The sequence below is a fragment of the Bacillus sp. ISL-4 genome, assembly GCF_018613275.1.
Lineage (GTDB): Bacteria > Bacillota > Bacilli > Bacillales > DSM-1321 > Peribacillus > Peribacillus simplex_E.
On the sequence record NZ_JAGGQN010000028.1, the window covers coordinates 17,150 to 32,099 of the forward strand.

Below are 14,950 nucleotides of genomic sequence, written 5' to 3' on the forward strand. Positions count from 1 at the left end.
TCTATTGGTCCTCACTTTTTTCTTTTTTTTCAGGAACAAGGTCAATGCCCCCAGGATGAAACGGATGACATTTAAGAATCCGGATGAGCGCTAACCAGCTTCCTTTTAAAGGTCCAAAACGATTGATCGCTTCCAAACCATAATGGGAACAAGTTGGGTAAAAACGGCAAGTAGGCGGTTTTAATGGAGACATAGCAACTTGGTAAAAACGGATGATTCCCATTAATATTTTTTTCAACACAATGCTTTCATCTCTTTTCGAGTAAATTCACTACCCTTCATTATAGCATATTTTCTAAATTTCCAATAAGGGTAAAAAAGGAATAAACATATGGGTATTCCGATTGATATAATAAGAATTAATTTTAAAGGATGAAATATATTGTTATTCAAGGTAAAATAGAGATGACATACAATTAAGGAGTGAATTAAATGCCTTCAGTTGAAAGCTTTGAATTAGATCATAATGCTGTTAAAGCCCCATATGTTAGACATTGCGGTGTCCATAAGGTAGGAACAGACGGTGTTGTTAATAAATTTGATATCCGTTTTTGCCAGCCGAATAAACAAGCGATGAAGCCGGATACGATCCATACCCTGGAACACTTGCTTGCATTCAATATCCGTAAGCATTCCGAACGTTACGATCATTTTGATATAATCGATATTTCGCCAATGGGATGTCAAACAGGATATTACCTTGTTGTCAGCGGTGAGCCGACAGTGACGGAAATCATCGATGTTCTTGAAGATACATTCAAGGATGCTGTTACAATTACCGAAATTCCAGCTGCAAACGAAAAACAATGCGGCCAAGCAAAATTGCATGATCTTGAAGGGGCTAAGAAATTAATGAATTTCTGGCTTGCACAAGATAAAGAAGATCTTCATAAAGTTTTCGGTTAATAAAAAAGTTCCTGTCATATTTGTGACAGGAACTTTTTTCATTTTTGGGGTTCTTCTTTTTTTCCCTCATCCTCAGGCAAAGGATCGATGGGATCCACTGTATGCTTGTAGCTGTAACCTTTTCCGATTGTTAGGACCGATAAGGCCAATACAATCAGAATCACAATAATGGATATGACTAAAACCGTAATCATACATCACAGCTCCTATCGTTCACAATTTAGATTCATTTTAGCATAAGAACATAATCAGAAAATGTTTCAATTTTGGAATAGCGGGAATTATAAAGGTATAACCAACTTACGGAGGTAGATATTTATGACTCAGAAAAAATTAGGAACTTTAGTGAATAAGGAAATTGCAAACTTCAGTGTTCTTTATACGAAAATTCATAATTACCACTGGTTCGTGAATGGACCGCACTTCTTTGAGCTTCACCAAAAATTGGAAGAGCTATATAAGGAAGTGACATCCAACTATGATGAATTGGCTGAAAGGTTATTGGCCATTGGTGAAAAACCGGTTGCCACCCTTAAAGAGTACATGGAATTAACGACGATCGAAGAAGCGACAGGTAATGAAAATACAGAAGATATGGTTCAAAGCGTCATCAGTGATTTTGAGAAGCTTTCCGAAGAGTTCCTGGAAATCATCGCAGTTGCCGAAGAAGAAGATCCGGTTACGGCTGATATGCTGACAGGCATGAAGAAAAGCTTAAACAAACATGCTTGGATGCTGCGAGCGTATTTAGGACATTAAGATATAGGAAAAGCCCTGCTTCGGTAGGGCTTTTTTTCTGGTTAAAACAATAAAAAAGGCATCCATCAAAAGAGGGACACCTGACAAGGTATGTATTAATGAATATTCCTTGGCGGAAAATGTGTAGGTTTCGTGTCGTCCATACTATTTTGAGCGAACTTCCCTTTTAACGTTTCAATAATGTAAAGGCCCATTAAATTGGTCAGTTCTTGATCATCCATCTCTTGAAGCAATTCGAAAATTTCCTTGCGGTCAAGTTGTTCCAGAACCGCAAAAGTAAGCATATCAATATCTTCTTCATCACCAGTCATCTTATCACGGTACATATTGTATAATTCTTCAATTAACTTCAAAACTCTCACCTCACATTTATTAGAAATCCGTTATCTCTTTATATGTAGGTTATCAAAAAAACCTCTGGGTGCATATAAAAATCTTAAGGGATGCTTGGGCTTATTATATGTTTTACCCTTTGAAAGATACTTTAATCTATTATTTAACATCTTTGTTCTTCTGTAAACAAAATTTTCCATTGTATGAAGTCGGGAAATACGTGAAAAATAAGCGTAGGATATATGAAAAGGGTGGATGAATGTGTCTGAAAACAGGAAAAAATATTACATTTGGCTTCCGAATGGGCAGATAACACAAGATAGGGAAAGTTCTCCATGGAATTTCGAGATCGAGGCGACCGATAATGAAATCATCAAGTTACGTGAATTATTTGATTATAATTATTCTATAGGCGAAGAAAATTTTTACCGGGCACATGTCCCATACCTTCAATACCATTTTGACCGTGAAAATGATAAACAGGATATCACGCTCCAAAAAATTTACGAGATGATTTATGCTCTAGGTACTGATGAAGGAAGGCGGCATATAGAAAGCATGGGGATTTTACAGGCAAAACCAACAGACGATGGCCTCGAATATTGAGGGTCCATCGTTTTTTTTGATGTGATGCAGATTCTGGCTGGATAGTGGTTTTTTTTACCCATATAATGAAAGAAGGTACATAGCATTATTTCTTATACGGAGAGAAGGGGAAAAATGAAACGTTTTCTTGATAAGAACGGATATAAGGTGGAATACTCCGAGGATCCTGTCTTTGGAGAATCTTGGCATGTTTTTGTGCTAAGCAGATATAAGGGCAGGTGGGTATTGACCAAACACAAAGAGCGGGGATTGGAGTTCCCCGGAGGAAAGCGGGAAGCAGGGGAATCGATTGAAGAAACGGCCATAAGGGAAGTGTATGAAGAAACAGGAGGCTTGGTGGGCCAGCTGCAATTTTTGGGACAATATAAAGTACATGATCCAGTGAAGCCATTCGTTAAATCAATATACTACGCTGCATTGCGTGAAGTAGAGAAGAAACAGAATTACCTGGAAACGGAAGGCCCGATCTTTTTGGAAGCATTGCCGGATGTACTCGGTGAGGAGTTTAGCTTCATCATGAAAGACGAAATTGTACCGTTGAGCTTATTAAGACTGGGTGATGCCATTTTGCTGAGAAACGAGTGAACCTGCTGGAACTCACGAGTAAATGGTCGAAATTCACGAGTAAATGACCGAAACTCACGAGTAAACCGCCAAAACTCACGAGTAAATAGTCGAAATTCACGAGTAAACCGCCGGAATTCACGAGTAACAGCCCAATTCATGAGTAAATGGTCGAAATTCACGAGTATAAGCCCAACTCACGAGTAAATCGCCGAAATTCAGCTAAATTCATGTTTTATCTCAGCATGAATGAAAAACTGCCGAGGGTTATCGGCAGTTTGGTTAGTCTTTGATTAATTTTCGCTCGAGCAGTTCTACTAGTTGATACATGATTGTGGCAAAGACGGCAATGATCATCAAGGCAAGCATTACGAGGGTGAAGTTGAAGACTTGAAAGCCATAAATGATGAGGTAGCCGAGTCCTTTGGCCGAAACAAGGAATTCCCCTACGATGACGCCGACCCAGGAGAGGCCGACATTCACTTTCAATGTCGAGATGATCGTTGGGAAGGAGGCGGGTAATATGGCTTCCCGAAAAGCTTGTGTTCTTGTGGCGCCAAAAGTTTGGAGTACCTTCAGGTAGTTCGGGTCGACTTCGCGAAATGCGGTATAGACGACGATGGTGGTGATGATGATGGAGATGATCGCCCCCATCGAGATGATGGATGGAAAGCCAGGGCCGAATGCTACGATGATGATGGGGCCGAGTGCCACTTTCGGCATGGCATTTAAAATGACAAGATAGGGGTCAAGTGTTTTGGATAATCTTGGCGACCACCAAAGCAGGGATGCCAGGATCGTTCCAAGCAGTGTCCCTATGATAAAGCCGAGAACGGTCTCGAATAGCGTCACTCCGGAATGGGATAGCAGTGTTCCATCACCTAGTTTCTGTATGAAAAGATGCCATACTTTAGTTGGGGAGCTGAAGATGAGCGGATCGATCACTTCCGTTCGGGATAAAATTTCCCAACTGCTGAAAAAAACGATGAAAATCAGGATCTGATAAAAGCGGATGAGCCTGTTTTCCTTTTTTAATGAGGTTTTATATTGGTTATGAAGCTGTTCAATATTCAAGGCTCTCAAGCTCCTTCCAGATTGTTTGGAATAGCATCGGATATTGTGGATGGTTTCGTGCATGGAAAGGCGTGAGTTCACGCAGTTCATCGGGCACCTTGAAGATTTTGTGCACGCTTCCTGGGTTCGCGGAAAACAGATAGATGCGGTCGCTCATTGCAATGGCTTCACCGATATCATGGGTGACGAGCACGGCTGTCTTTCCGAAGGATTTCAGGGTTTCAAAAACAAGGTCTTCCAGCTTCAGCTTCGTTTGGTAATCAAGAGCCGAAAATGGTTCATCAAGCAAAAGGATTTTTGGGTCGACCGCCAGTGTCCGTGCCAGTGCGGCTCTTTGCCTCATTCCTCCCGAGAGTTCACGCGGATATGATTTTCCGGTGCCTCCCAATCCAACGTCACTTAAAAGTTTCAGCGTTTTTATTCTTTCAAGGCCTTCATCTTTTTTAATCAGTTTCAATCCTAATAATATATTTTCTTCTATCGTCTTCCATGGAAATAGATAATCCTGCTGCAGCATATAGCCGATTGAAAGGTCACTGTTGGCTTTCACAGGTTTGTTTTCGAGCAGGATCTTTCCTGCAGTGGGCGGAAATAGTCCGGCGATGATGGAAAGCAGGGTGGTTTTTCCGCAGCCGCTCGGACCTAGAAAAGAGACGAATTCACCTTTTTCAATGTCGAGGGAAATGTCCGCTAGTGCGGTCGCTGCCGTCTGATTTGAAAAATAAGTATGGTGAATGTCTTGGATTTTTAAAAAGCTCATCGGACATCCTCCTTACCTTTAGCTATGCTATTTTGTGACTTCTTCAGCAAAATCGGTATTGACCAGCTCATCATGGCTTATACGTGAAGGCAGCTCGCCTGCTTCATCCATGATGTTTTGCAGATTGTTCCATTCTTCTTCATCAAGAATGGGGTCTGTGGCAAAGGATCCTTGTTCTTTGTAGCGGTTGATAACTGTTTCCATCGTCTCGATATTGGTATCTTCAAAATACGGCTGAATGACTTCGGCAATTTCGGCAGCATCATTTTCCTGAACCCAATCCTGTGCTTTCTTCAATGCCCTCGTGAATTTTTCGACAGTCTCTTTGTCTTCTTTCAAATAGCTTTCCTTAGCCATATAAACTGTATAGGGAAGATGCCCAGACTCAGTACCGAAAGAAGCAACGATATAGCCTTTTCCTTCTTTTTCAAACACACTGGCCGTTGGTTCGAACAGTTGAACGAAGTCGCCGGTTCCGGAAGCGAAGGCAGTTGCGACATTCGCAAAATCAATATTCTGGATGAGGTTCAAATCTTTTTTCGGGTCTATGTTATGTTTTTTCAATACGAACTCGCCGGCCATTTGTGGCATTCCGCCTTTTCGCTGGCCTAGGAATGTAGAGTTTTTCAGCATATCCCAATTGAAGTTGTCAATTTTTTCACGTGAAACAAGAAACGTTCCATCCGTCTGTGTTAATTGAGCGAAGTTGATGACAGGTTCTTTCGAATCTTGTGCCTGAACGTAAATCGATGTTTCAGAGCCGACGAGAGCAATATCCGCACCATTGGTCAGAAGCGCGGTCATCGTCTTGTCTCCGCCTGCCGTCGTTTTCAAATCAATGCTTAACCCCTCATCTTTAAAAAATCCCTTTTCAATCGCTACATATTGCGGTGTATAGAAAAGGGAGCGGGTCACTTCGGCAACCCTGACCTTCGTTGTTTCCTTTTCCTTGTTGCCGCATGCTCCAAGCGGGATTACCAGCATGCAGAAAAGTAAAAACACGACACCTGCTTTACACCATTTTTTCAAAAGTCCTTCCTCCTTGATATATAGGTATTTTGCCTACATTATCGTATGAACGGAAGAAAAAAATGTGAATGCCTCTCAGGGGATAAAAACAAGCGGATGTTTTACAATAAGAATAAAGAGAAAGGAGAGTGGAAATTGGAGAACGGAACGATTATTTCAAAACGGCGGTTTCCATCACCGCATCCACGAATCCATCTTTATTCAGTCACATACATATCACAAGGCCTGAAGGTAAAGGGGCTTCTAGCTGAACCGGTTGATGGCGAAATACATGACGCTTTCTTATATTTACGCGGCGGGATAAAAAATGTCGGCAAGGTGAGGCCTGCAAGGATCGTGCAGTATGCTGTAGAAGGCTTCATCGTTTTTGCTCCTTTTTACCGTGGTAATCAAGGAGGGGAGGGAGATGAGGATTTTGGAGGTGAAGATAGATTCGATGCGATATCAGGATTCAATCTTCTTGAACAACACCCGCGGGTGAACAAGGATCACATTCATATCCTCGGATTTTCCCGTGGCGGCATCATGGCGCTTTGGACCGGGATATACTGCAGGAATGCAGCGTCGATCGTCACATGGGGAGGTGTGTCGGATATGTTTTTAACATATGTCGAACGTGTCGATATGCGTCGGATGATGAAGCGGGTCATTGGCGGAACACCTAAAAAATGCCCCGATCAGTATGAATACCGTACGCCATTGTTTGCCATTGAAGATTTGAATGTACCCGTTCTGATCATTCATGGTGAAAAAGATGACAATGTCGCCATTGAACACGCGTACCGTTTGGAAAAAAGGTTGAAAATGCACGACAAAGAGGTCGAAAGCTGGTATTTCCCTCAATTTACGCATTACTTCCCACCGGCCGTGAATAGAAAAGTAGTCGAAGATTTAACATCTTGGATGAAAAGTAAAACCGAATAATGATAGAATGAAGTATATATTGGCAAGAGGAGGAGATTCACATGGGCATGCCTATGGAGCTAAATACCATGATCGTTACAAAAGGGAACGAAACCCGTGAAGAAGAAAACATTTTTCGGCTGTCGAAAGATGGTTACAGGTTATACCCTATCGATATTCCAATCGATGTCCGCAAGACGATTCAATCTGACTCAAGCGGAACAGCCGTTATCCAAAAAATTGAATGGACAAGTGAAAAGACCATCATTACGTACCAACTACTATCACTGAACTCAACTAACTAAATAGACAAGCGCTTGCCGGGAATCGTCTCGCAGCAAGCGCTTTTTTTTATTGTGTTGCATAATTCGACCTGTGCGCCAATAATAGCACCAACGCTCCAATAATCAGAACTAAGCTTCGACATGTACACCAATGAAATCGACCGTAAACTCCCATAATTCGACTTACACGCCAATATTCCAACCAATAGCTTATCAGCGCAAAATCCCTGGTGGATTCAATCTTCGAAATGATTGTCATTAAAAAAATGGTAAAATGGTAAAATGGTGTAAAGCGCATGAGGTTGGGTGATTTGATGATTTTGGTGAGTTCTTGTTTAGCGGGTCTTGAGGTTAGATACAATGGTACACACAGCTTGGATGATAGAATTATGGAATTAGTGAAGGAGAAAAAGGCGATAGCGGTTTGTCCAGAGTTGCTTGGCGGTTTTTCGACACCGAGGGATCCTGCGGAGATAGTTGGCGGTGATGGTGGGGATGTCCTTGATGGAAAAGCGAAGATCATCGAAAAGTCGGGCAGGGATGTAACGGATCTGTACATAAAGGGAGCGAATCTTACATTATTGAAAGCCCAGGAGGTAGGGGCGACGCTAGTCGTTTTGAAAGAAAATAGTCCATCCTGTGGAAGTGCAACGATTTATAATGGGGAATTCAAGGGGGAGAAGAAGGTCGGGAATGGAGTGACCGCGGCTTTGCTTAGTCGGCATGGATTCAAGGTCATTTCAGAGGAAAGGTTATACGATTATCTGGATGAAAAATGAGTAAGGCATTATAGATAGTGCTTTTGAAAGAAGGGGAATACATGGAGGATATCAATCTCTATACTTTGCTATTTTTAGTACTTGCGGGTTTTATTGCCGCATTCATCGATTCCGTTGTGGGCGGGGGCGGATTAATTTCCATTCCTGCTTTATTGTTCACGGGGATTTCGCCTTCAGCGGCACTTGCCACTAACAAGCTGGCGGGTACAATGGGATCTTTAACGAGTACGATTTCATTTATTCGGGCTGGAAAAGTGGATTTCAAATTCGTCATCAAGCTGTTTCCGATTACTGTGATTGGAGCGGCGTTAGGAGCATACGTTGTACATTTCGTTTCCGCAGAGATACTGAAACCTCTCATTTTGATTTTGCTGGTCATTGTCGCGATTTATACGTTGGTAAAAAAGGATTGGGGTAAAGATGCAAAGTATAAAGGGCTGAAAAGGAAGAAAATGATTCTTTTGATAGTCATAATATTTGCGATTGGTTTTTATGATGGTTTTCTTGGACCAGGCACAGGTTCCTTTTTATTATTTTCATTTTTGATCATCGGGTTTGATTTTGTCCAGGCTGCCGGGAATGCAAGAATATTGAATTTCGGGAGCAATATTGCCGCACTTATCATTTTCTTATCTATGGGGACCGTCAATTTTGCCTATGGAATTCCGATGGGTCTGGCAATGGTCGCGGGAGCATTGGTAGGAACGAACTTCGCAATTAAGAAAGGTGCTTCCTATGTACGGATATTATTCATTTGCGTCACGATTTTATTGATTGGGAAAAATGTCCTTACTTATTTTCATGTGTTATGATGGATGGTTTCCGCGAATGATTCCTATTAAAAATGGCCGGAGATACTAAGCGTATTTGTGGCCATTTTTACATTCATTTTGTGAAATCCAAGTCCGAGTGAACACCAAATTGATCCTTGACCTTACCTGATTTTTCATACTAATCCTTCTGTTTCGTGTCATGACTATCAATTCGGCAGGGAGATTTTATCCTCCTTATCAAAACAAATTTCGCAGATGAAGCTTCCTTCATTTTTTAAATATGCCTTTATTTCAGTCATCCCTTTACGCTTCGGATAACGCATTTTCACAAGAACGACTTCGTCCCCCTTAATATCTTTACCACATTTAACACACTTGGGATCTTTCCCGAACATCTAAATACCTCCCAGCAATTTAAAGTTATTGATCTACCCAAACTATCACATATGTATCTAACATTTTCAAAAATTAGGTTTAGTTTTGTACTCATTGTTTTAATCTGGCTGAATAGTAAAAGCCTGCCGCTTACGTGACAGGCTTTTCTCATTATTTTCTTGTGCTTTTTTCATAAAGGAAGTGGGGATTTCATTCCGCAATGCTTTAACAGGATTTCGACAATCCGCTGTGAAGCGAATCCATCTCCATATGGGTTGGAAGCTGTCGCCATTTTTCTATAGGCCTCTTCGCTTGAAAGCAGGTTATTGGTCAATTGATAAATTCGTTCTTCTTCAACCCCTGCCAATAAGAGAGTGCCAGCGTCGATTCCTTCCGGACGTTCTGTCGTATCGCGCAGCACGAGAACGGGAACGCCTAGTGATGGGGCTTCTTCCTGCACACCTCCGGAATCTGTCAGGATTAGATGTGATCTCGCCGCGAAATTATGGAAATCAATCACCTCTAAAGGTTCTATTATATGCAGCCTATCATTATCGTTGAAAACCTCATGAGCGATTTCGCGAACGACTGGGTTTTTATGAATGGGGAAAACAACTTGGATATCCCCGTGTTCATCAAGGAGCCGTTTCACGGAACGGAATATTCCTTCCATTGGTTTTCCGATATTTTCACGGCGGTGTACGGTCATTAATAGCATTTTATCACCATTCAACCCGGAGAGAATCGGATGGATGTAGTCTTTTTGTATCGTTGTTTTCAAGGCATCGATGACAGTGTTGCCGGTAATATGGATATAATCATTATTTTTGTTTTCCGCTAGGAGATTTTCAGCAGCCCTCTTGGTAGGCGCAAAGTGCAAGTCAGCCAAGACTCCGGTCAACTGTCGATTCATTTCTTCAGGGAACGGTGATTGCTTATTCCAAGTACGGAGACCAGCTTCAACGTGACCAATCTGTATCTTATTATAGAAGGCGGCCAAGCTTGCGATGAAAGTTGTCGTTGTATCCCCATGAACGAGGACTATATCCGGTTTTATATCTTTCATGAGCGAACTCAATTTTTCAAGCCCTCGAGTTGTAATCTCTTCTAATGTTTGTCTATCCTTCATCATATCCAAATCGTGATCTGGCTTTATTTGAAAACATTGCAAGACTTGGTCGAGCATTTCCCTATGCTGGGCGGTGACCACCACGATGGTTTCTATTTCTTCTTGATGCTTTTTCAGTTCCAAAACGACTGGTGCCATTTTGATAGCCTCTGGTCTTGTACCAAATACGGTCATGACCTTTATACGTTGTTTAGGCATGCTCATTTCCTCCTCTTCTGAATGTCTCCCCCATTATAACGGGAAGTTCATGGGAAATTTAAAAATGAAACAATAATTAACGGAATTTTTACAATATTAATAAGGACTTTATATTTCTTTAACCTTCAGTTAATATCTGGCATTTACAATATAAAGCAGGAACCATAGCTAAGCAGAATAGAGGTGATAGGCGAATATGAAAAGCGTCCTGATGATCGTACAAAACTTTTATCCGGAAATCGGAAGTGCGGGAAATAGAATGAAAAATATATATCTCCATTTGAAAAGAAACGGATTTGAGGTAACGGTCATCACATTGAAGCCGAGTTATCCTAATCAAAGTTTATATCAAGATACAAAGTTTTGGGATGAAGAAAGCATTGAAGAAGATGTCATCAGGATTAAACCGGACAAAGTGAAGAGGTATACAAGCAATATGGGGAAGCGGTTGCTTCATTATCTTGAAGCCATGTGGCTTTTCATTTATACAATCATTCGTCTCGAAAAAAAATATGATTATGTGTTTGCCACGACCCCGCCGATCTTCCCGACATTTGCGGCGTTGATCGCCAAGAAGAAGATGAAGGCGAAACTCATTACCGATGTCAGGGATTTATGGCCGGAATCGTTGATAGGTGTTGGGGTATTCACTAATAAGTGGGTTTTGAAAATCGCTTTCTTTCTGGAAAGGAAGCTATATCGGCATTCGGATTTTATTATCATCAATAGTCCTGGTTTCAGGGATTATATCGTTGCAAAGGGAGTCAAGGAAGAGACCATCCAATTCATCCCTAATTCGCTTACTGCGGATGAGCTGACGTTAAAGAATTTGCTTACACCCGTATCGGAAAAAGTAATCAAGGTCGTTTATGCGGGGAATATCGGACTGGCTCAGGACTTGAAAAAACTGATAGCCGTGGCTGAAAAGCTAAGGGAACATAAACAAATCGAGTTCTCGATGATTGGATATGGATATCGGATATCCGAAGTGGAGAAGGAGATAAGCTCTAGAGGGCTGACTAATATTAAGATGATTAATGCGATGAATCGAAGAGTGACCCTTCATGAAGTTTCAACGTCCCATATTGCCTATGTGAGCTTGGTTGAAAAAGAAGTCTTCAATAAGGTTTTGCCTGGTAAAATCATCGATTATATGTGTGTCGGAAAACCGATTGTCGGTGATGTGGACGGCAGGGCCAAGAAGATGCTCAATGAGGCAAAATGCGGGTTGGTGGCAGAGAGCAGGAATGTTGATGAAATCTGTCAGCATATCTTGACCATGGCCTCAGATCCAGCCCTTCGTGAAGAACTGGGGGAAAACGGTCATCGGTATGCTAAACAACACTTTCAATGGTCTAAAAATATTAAAGGTCTCATCAATGTGATGGAGGCGTCAGGCTGAAAAATCCGGAAGTGGAGGACAACATGGCGAAGAAAGTATGTATGTTCGTGTGGAATCACTTTACAAACGATGCGAGGGTCCTAAGAGAGTGCACAGCACTTACTGAAGCGGGTTATGAGGTCGATTTAATTGCCATTCATAACTGGAAGATCAAGGATTTGCCCAAAAAGGAGAAACACCAAAATGGTTTCTCCATCACTAGGGTGAATAACCGCTGGGAGGCGCTTAATAGGATTCTCAGGATCGTAGGCAAATTGAAGAAAAAGAAATTTGAAATCGTTCTATTGGCCTTATTGGTCTGGAATACGTTGTGGAACTTGAACTTGATCAACGGCTGGCTGGGATCGGGAATACTGTTCGGTTCCCTTGCACTCCTTGCGATGGGCACCATGATCATAACTAAAACGAAGTTGCCGACCCTATTAACAAGGAGCTATATTTTTGGTCAAATGATCTATCATGGCCGGAAAAGGAAATATGATTTTTATCATTCGAATGACTTGAATACGCTCATGCAGGGAGCGATCAGCAGTAAATGGTTGAGAAGAAAAAAGCTGATTTATGACTCGCATGAGGTACAAACGAGCAGAACGGGATATAATAGTCGAATTTATGGGATGATGGAGAAATTCCTATTAATGTTCGTCGATGAAATGATTGCCGAAAACCATACGAGAGCTAAGTATAACGAAGACTTATATGGTCTATATCCCAAGGTAGTCCATAACTACCCGATTCCAACCAATCCTGAGGAAAGTACGGCCGTGAATTTGCATGAGCTGCTCGATTTGCCAGAGAATGAGCCGATATTGTTATACCAAGGCGGCGTGCAAATGGGAAGAGGGTTAGAGCAATTGGTTGATGCTGTACCGATGATCGAAGGCGGGACGATAGTTTTTATCGGGGATGGAAGGATCAAGGACGAATTAATGAAAAAAGTAAGCGACATGAATCTGGAGCATCGTGTGAAGTTTCTGCCGAAGGTTCCGGTCGACGAGCTGCTCCATTATACAAAAAATGCGTATTTAGGTTTTCAGATATTGAATAATGTCTGCTTTAATCACTACTCCGCATCTTCAAATAAATTGTTTGAATACATGATGAGCGGTGTGCCTGTGGTTGCCTGCAGCTTTCCTGAAATTCAAAAGGTTGTCGATACGGAAAAAATCGGTGTGTGTGTCGATTCACATGATCCAAAATCAATTGCCGAAGGCGTCAATTACTTATTGAAACATCCTGAAAAAAGGGCGGAAATGAGCAATAACTGCCTGAAGGCACGACAAAAATACAATTGGAAACAAGAGAAGGAAATCTTTATCGAAATCTATCAAACAGCCTAACAAATGTGAGTGTAGCAGAAAAATAGATAGGAGTGGTTTATATGAAACTTTGTACAATCGGACTTGGTTATATAGGACTTCCAACTTCTTTAATGTTTGCGAAACACGGTGTCGATGTTGTCGGCGTGGATATCCATCCTGAGATTATTTCCAATTTGAATAGCGGCAGGCTCCATATTGAAGAACCAGGTTTGGAAGAGGTATTGCAAGAAGTGCTTGCTTCCAATAAGTTTCGAGCTGCGTTAAGCCCGGAACATGCGGATGTTTTCATTATCGCGGTGCCTACACCAAATAAAAAGGACATACACCAATCTTGTGATTTAACTCATGTCATGGATGCAACCTCCAACATTCTTCCTTTTATCAAAAAAGGGAATGTCATCATTGTCGAATCCACGATAGCGCCGAGAAGTATGGATGATCATATTAAACCGATGATCGAGAGGACGGGCCTTACCATCGGAAAAGACATTTTCCTCGTTCATTGTCCGGAACGTGTTTTACCTGGAAGGATTCTTGAAGAGTTGGTTCATAATAACCGTATCGTAGGGGGCATCACGGAAACATGCTCATATAAAGGAAGTCTTGTTTATAAAACCTTCGTTCAAGGGGAGATCATTCAGACGGATGCGAAAACGGCTGAAATGTCCAAACTGATGGAAAACACCTTCAGGGATGTCAATATCGCCCTTGCGAATGAGCTCACGAAAATCTGTTTCGAGCTGGATATCAATGTTTTGGATGTCATATCGATGGCAAACAAACACCCTCGTGTCAATATTCACCAACCAGGACCTGGAGTTGGCGGCCATTGTTTAGCGGTCGATCCGTATTTCGTCGTTGCAAAGGCACCAGAGTATGCGAGAATCATTAAATTGGCCCGTGATACCAACGTATCGATGCCTTATTACATCGTTAATTCCGTAAGGATGATGCTAGAGGGGATCCGGAAGCCAAAAGTAGCTGTTTTCGGTCTTGCATACAAGGGAAATGTAGATGATATTCGTGAAAGTCCCGCCATTGATGTCGTCAATATCTTGATGGGGATGGACAATATGGATGTAGCCCTGCATGACCCTCATGTCCAATCCGGAAAGATGCCAGTCGTATCTGTGGAAGACGCTGTAAATGATGCCGACTTGATACTTGTCCTGACTGACCATGATGAATTTAAACAGATGGATTATGATAAGCTATCGAATCTCATGAGCAATAAAATGATATTGGATACACGCAATTGCATTGATGCAACTAAAACAGAGGTCCCGGTGGCCAACCTGGGCAATATATATCAATACAAAACGATTTCCATGAAAAAAGCCAGGAATAAAGCGATCATCTAAAAACTTGGACAAACATCGTTAATGGAATAAGGATAAAGGGGGCGCTGACTATGACAGTGCCCTTTTTCCAATGAAGAAAAGGACCATGCAAGAGCTTGGTCCTTTCAGACTGTAGAAACGTGCCAGTTGGTTTCAGAATTCAGCTTCCTTTCCGCCGAGACGGTCCGTCTGCAAAAGCCTCTCGCCGCGGGCATCTGGCGGGGTCTCGGCAAGCCCGTAATTCGACCGCAGACGCCGTCTTTCGCCATATACGGCATTAATCGACGGCAGACGCCGCCTTTCGCCATATACGGTATTATTCGACCGCAGACGCCGTATTTTCGCCATATACGGCATTAATCGACGGTAGATGCCGTTTTACATCCTGCCCAGCACTATGTTCGACTGTAGACG

At 41.9% G+C, this 14,950-nt stretch carries 19 protein-coding genes; 11 read left to right on the plus strand and 8 right to left on the minus strand.

The features are described from left to right. Nucleotide 1 precedes the first annotated feature (1 nt). Nucleotides 2-223, minus strand: a complete 222-nt coding sequence (gene yidD / locus J7J00_RS18385) for a membrane protein insertion efficiency factor YidD (protein WP_396020583.1) — start codon at nucleotides 221-223, stop codon at nucleotides 2-4. 209 nt (nucleotides 224-432) lie between these two features. Between yidD and J7J00_RS18390 the strand changes: the two genes are divergently transcribed. Then, nucleotides 433-906, plus strand: coding sequence for an S-ribosylhomocysteine lyase (locus J7J00_RS18390; protein ID WP_137019600.1), 474 nt, complete (start codon nucleotides 433-435; stop codon nucleotides 904-906). A 38-nt stretch (nucleotides 907-944) separates the two neighbouring features. Here the strand turns inward: J7J00_RS18390 and ytzI are convergent, their stop codons facing one another. Then, nucleotides 945-1,100: a YtzI protein gene (gene ytzI / locus J7J00_RS18395; protein WP_214793202.1), complete on the minus strand. Its 156-nt coding sequence runs from the start codon at nucleotides 1,098-1,100 to the stop codon at nucleotides 945-947. Between the two features lie 124 nt (nucleotides 1,101-1,224). On the opposite strand from ytzI, the gene J7J00_RS18400 reads away from it, so the two are divergent. After that, a complete protein-coding gene (locus J7J00_RS18400; RefSeq protein ID WP_214793206.1) occupies nucleotides 1,225-1,665 on the plus strand; it encodes a Dps family protein in 441 nt (146 codons plus the stop codon). A 95-nt stretch (nucleotides 1,666-1,760) separates the two neighbouring features. On the opposite strand, the gene J7J00_RS18405 is transcribed toward J7J00_RS18400, so the two are convergent. After that, nucleotides 1,761-2,027, minus strand: a complete 267-nt coding sequence (locus J7J00_RS18405) for a DUF6154 family protein (RefSeq protein WP_396020578.1) — start codon at nucleotides 2,025-2,027, stop codon at nucleotides 1,761-1,763. A 226-nt stretch (nucleotides 2,028-2,253) separates the two neighbouring features. Between J7J00_RS18405 and J7J00_RS18410 the strand changes: the two genes are divergently transcribed. Continuing rightward, nucleotides 2,254-2,604: a hydrolase gene (locus tag J7J00_RS18410; protein WP_179890953.1), complete on the plus strand. Its 351-nt coding sequence runs from the start codon at nucleotides 2,254-2,256 to the stop codon at nucleotides 2,602-2,604. 114 nt (nucleotides 2,605-2,718) lie between these two features. Beyond that, nucleotides 2,719-3,189 carry an RNA deprotection pyrophosphohydrolase gene (gene ytkD / locus J7J00_RS18415; RefSeq protein ID WP_214793212.1) on the plus strand — a complete coding sequence of 157 codons (471 nt, stop codon included), beginning with the start codon at nucleotides 2,719-2,721 and terminating at the stop codon, nucleotides 3,187-3,189. Between the two features lie 261 nt (nucleotides 3,190-3,450). Here the strand turns inward: ytkD and J7J00_RS18420 are convergent, their stop codons facing one another. Genes J7J00_RS18420 through J7J00_RS18430 form a run of 3 tightly spaced genes read right to left on the minus strand, consistent with a single transcriptional unit; the run spans nucleotide 3,451 to nucleotide 6,031 of the window. After that, a complete protein-coding gene (locus J7J00_RS18420; RefSeq protein ID WP_260398182.1) occupies nucleotides 3,451-4,242 on the minus strand; it encodes an ABC transporter permease in 792 nt (263 codons plus the stop codon). Continuing rightward, on the minus strand, nucleotides 4,232-5,002 hold the full coding sequence (locus J7J00_RS18425; protein WP_214793217.1) for an ABC transporter ATP-binding protein: 771 nt from the start codon (nucleotides 5,000-5,002) through the stop codon (nucleotides 4,232-4,234). Before J7J00_RS18425 ends, J7J00_RS18420 begins: the two co-directional genes overlap by 11 nt. 27 nt (nucleotides 5,003-5,029) lie before the next feature. Next, a complete protein-coding gene (locus J7J00_RS18430; protein ID WP_396020580.1) occupies nucleotides 5,030-6,031 on the minus strand; it encodes an ABC transporter substrate-binding protein in 1,002 nt (333 codons plus the stop codon). A gap of 135 nt (nucleotides 6,032-6,166) precedes the next feature. On the opposite strand from J7J00_RS18430, the gene J7J00_RS18435 reads away from it, so the two are divergent. From J7J00_RS18435 to J7J00_RS18450, 4 genes are all read left to right on the plus strand, one after another. Beyond that, complete coding sequence (locus tag J7J00_RS18435) at nucleotides 6,167-6,955, plus strand: alpha/beta hydrolase family protein (protein ID WP_241594698.1); 789 nt, start codon at nucleotides 6,167-6,169, stop codon at nucleotides 6,953-6,955. Nucleotides 6,956-6,996: 41 nt separating this feature from the next. After that, nucleotides 6,997-7,239, plus strand: a complete 243-nt coding sequence (locus J7J00_RS18440) for a DUF2584 domain-containing protein (RefSeq protein ID WP_076370015.1) — start codon at nucleotides 6,997-6,999, stop codon at nucleotides 7,237-7,239. Nucleotides 7,240-7,532: 293 nt separating this feature from the next. Continuing rightward, nucleotides 7,533-7,997, plus strand: coding sequence for a 2-thiouracil desulfurase family protein (locus J7J00_RS18445; protein WP_214793333.1), 465 nt, complete (start codon nucleotides 7,533-7,535; stop codon nucleotides 7,995-7,997). Between the two features lie 41 nt (nucleotides 7,998-8,038). Further along, a complete protein-coding gene (locus tag J7J00_RS18450; RefSeq protein ID WP_214793223.1) occupies nucleotides 8,039-8,809 on the plus strand; it encodes a sulfite exporter TauE/SafE family protein in 771 nt (256 codons plus the stop codon). 167 nt (nucleotides 8,810-8,976) lie between these two features. Here the strand turns inward: J7J00_RS18450 and J7J00_RS18455 are convergent, their stop codons facing one another. Continuing rightward, the gene (locus J7J00_RS18455) at nucleotides 8,977-9,165 is read right to left on the minus strand and encodes a Fe3+ hydroxamate ABC transporter substrate-binding protein (protein WP_214793226.1); all 189 of its coding nucleotides are present in this window, start codon (nucleotides 9,163-9,165) and stop codon (nucleotides 8,977-8,979) included. 170 nt (nucleotides 9,166-9,335) lie between these two features. After that, on the minus strand, nucleotides 9,336-10,478 hold the full coding sequence (gene wecB / locus J7J00_RS18460; RefSeq protein WP_214793230.1) for a non-hydrolyzing UDP-N-acetylglucosamine 2-epimerase: 1,143 nt from the start codon (nucleotides 10,476-10,478) through the stop codon (nucleotides 9,336-9,338). Nucleotides 10,479-10,668: 190 nt separating this feature from the next. On the opposite strand from wecB, the gene J7J00_RS18465 reads away from it, so the two are divergent. The 3 genes from J7J00_RS18465 to J7J00_RS18475 are packed head-to-tail and all read left to right on the plus strand — an operon-like array spanning nucleotide 10,669 to nucleotide 14,557. Next, entirely contained in the window at nucleotides 10,669-11,874 is a 1,206-nt protein-coding gene (locus J7J00_RS18465; protein WP_396020582.1) for a glycosyltransferase family 4 protein, read from the plus strand. Between the two features lie 23 nt (nucleotides 11,875-11,897). Next, the gene (locus J7J00_RS18470) at nucleotides 11,898-13,214 is read left to right on the plus strand and encodes a glycosyltransferase (RefSeq protein WP_286201452.1); all 1,317 of its coding nucleotides are present in this window, start codon (nucleotides 11,898-11,900) and stop codon (nucleotides 13,212-13,214) included. A gap of 41 nt (nucleotides 13,215-13,255) precedes the next feature. Beyond that, entirely contained in the window at nucleotides 13,256-14,557 is a 1,302-nt protein-coding gene (locus tag J7J00_RS18475; RefSeq protein ID WP_214793233.1) for a nucleotide sugar dehydrogenase, read from the plus strand. Nucleotides 14,558-14,950: the final 393 nt, after the last annotated feature.

Bases quoted from the DNA above. Each gene is read 5' to 3' on its own strand.
- yidD (WP_396020583.1), bottom strand. From the start codon at position 223: ATGGGAATCATCCGTTTTTACCAAGTTGCTATGTCTCCATTAAAACCG.
- J7J00_RS18390 (WP_137019600.1), top strand. From the start codon at position 433: ATGCCTTCAGTTGAAAGCTTTGAATTAGATCATAATGCTGTTAAAGCC.
- ytzI (WP_214793202.1), bottom strand. From the start codon at position 1,100: ATGATTACGGTTTTAGTCATATCCATTATTGTGATTCTGATTGTATTG.
- J7J00_RS18400 (WP_214793206.1), top strand. From the start codon at position 1,225: ATGACTCAGAAAAAATTAGGAACTTTAGTGAATAAGGAAATTGCAAAC.
- J7J00_RS18410 (WP_179890953.1), top strand. From the start codon at position 2,254: ATGAATGTGTCTGAAAACAGGAAAAAATATTACATTTGGCTTCCGAAT.
- ytkD (WP_214793212.1), top strand. From the start codon at position 2,719: ATGAAACGTTTTCTTGATAAGAACGGATATAAGGTGGAATACTCCGAG.
- J7J00_RS18425 (WP_214793217.1), bottom strand. From the start codon at position 5,002: ATGAGCTTTTTAAAAATCCAAGACATTCACCATACTTATTTTTCAAAT.
- J7J00_RS18440 (WP_076370015.1), top strand. From the start codon at position 6,997: ATGGGCATGCCTATGGAGCTAAATACCATGATCGTTACAAAAGGGAAC.
- J7J00_RS18445 (WP_214793333.1), top strand. From the start codon at position 7,533: ATGATTTTGGTGAGTTCTTGTTTAGCGGGTCTTGAGGTTAGATACAAT.
- J7J00_RS18450 (WP_214793223.1), top strand. From the start codon at position 8,039: ATGGAGGATATCAATCTCTATACTTTGCTATTTTTAGTACTTGCGGGT.
- J7J00_RS18455 (WP_214793226.1), bottom strand. From the start codon at position 9,165: ATGTTCGGGAAAGATCCCAAGTGTGTTAAATGTGGTAAAGATATTAAG.
- wecB (WP_214793230.1), bottom strand. From the start codon at position 10,478: ATGAGCATGCCTAAACAACGTATAAAGGTCATGACCGTATTTGGTACA.
- J7J00_RS18465 (WP_396020582.1), top strand. From the start codon at position 10,669: ATGAAAAGCGTCCTGATGATCGTACAAAACTTTTATCCGGAAATCGGA.
- J7J00_RS18470 (WP_286201452.1), top strand. From the start codon at position 11,898: ATGGCGAAGAAAGTATGTATGTTCGTGTGGAATCACTTTACAAACGAT.
- J7J00_RS18475 (WP_214793233.1), top strand. From the start codon at position 13,256: ATGAAACTTTGTACAATCGGACTTGGTTATATAGGACTTCCAACTTCT.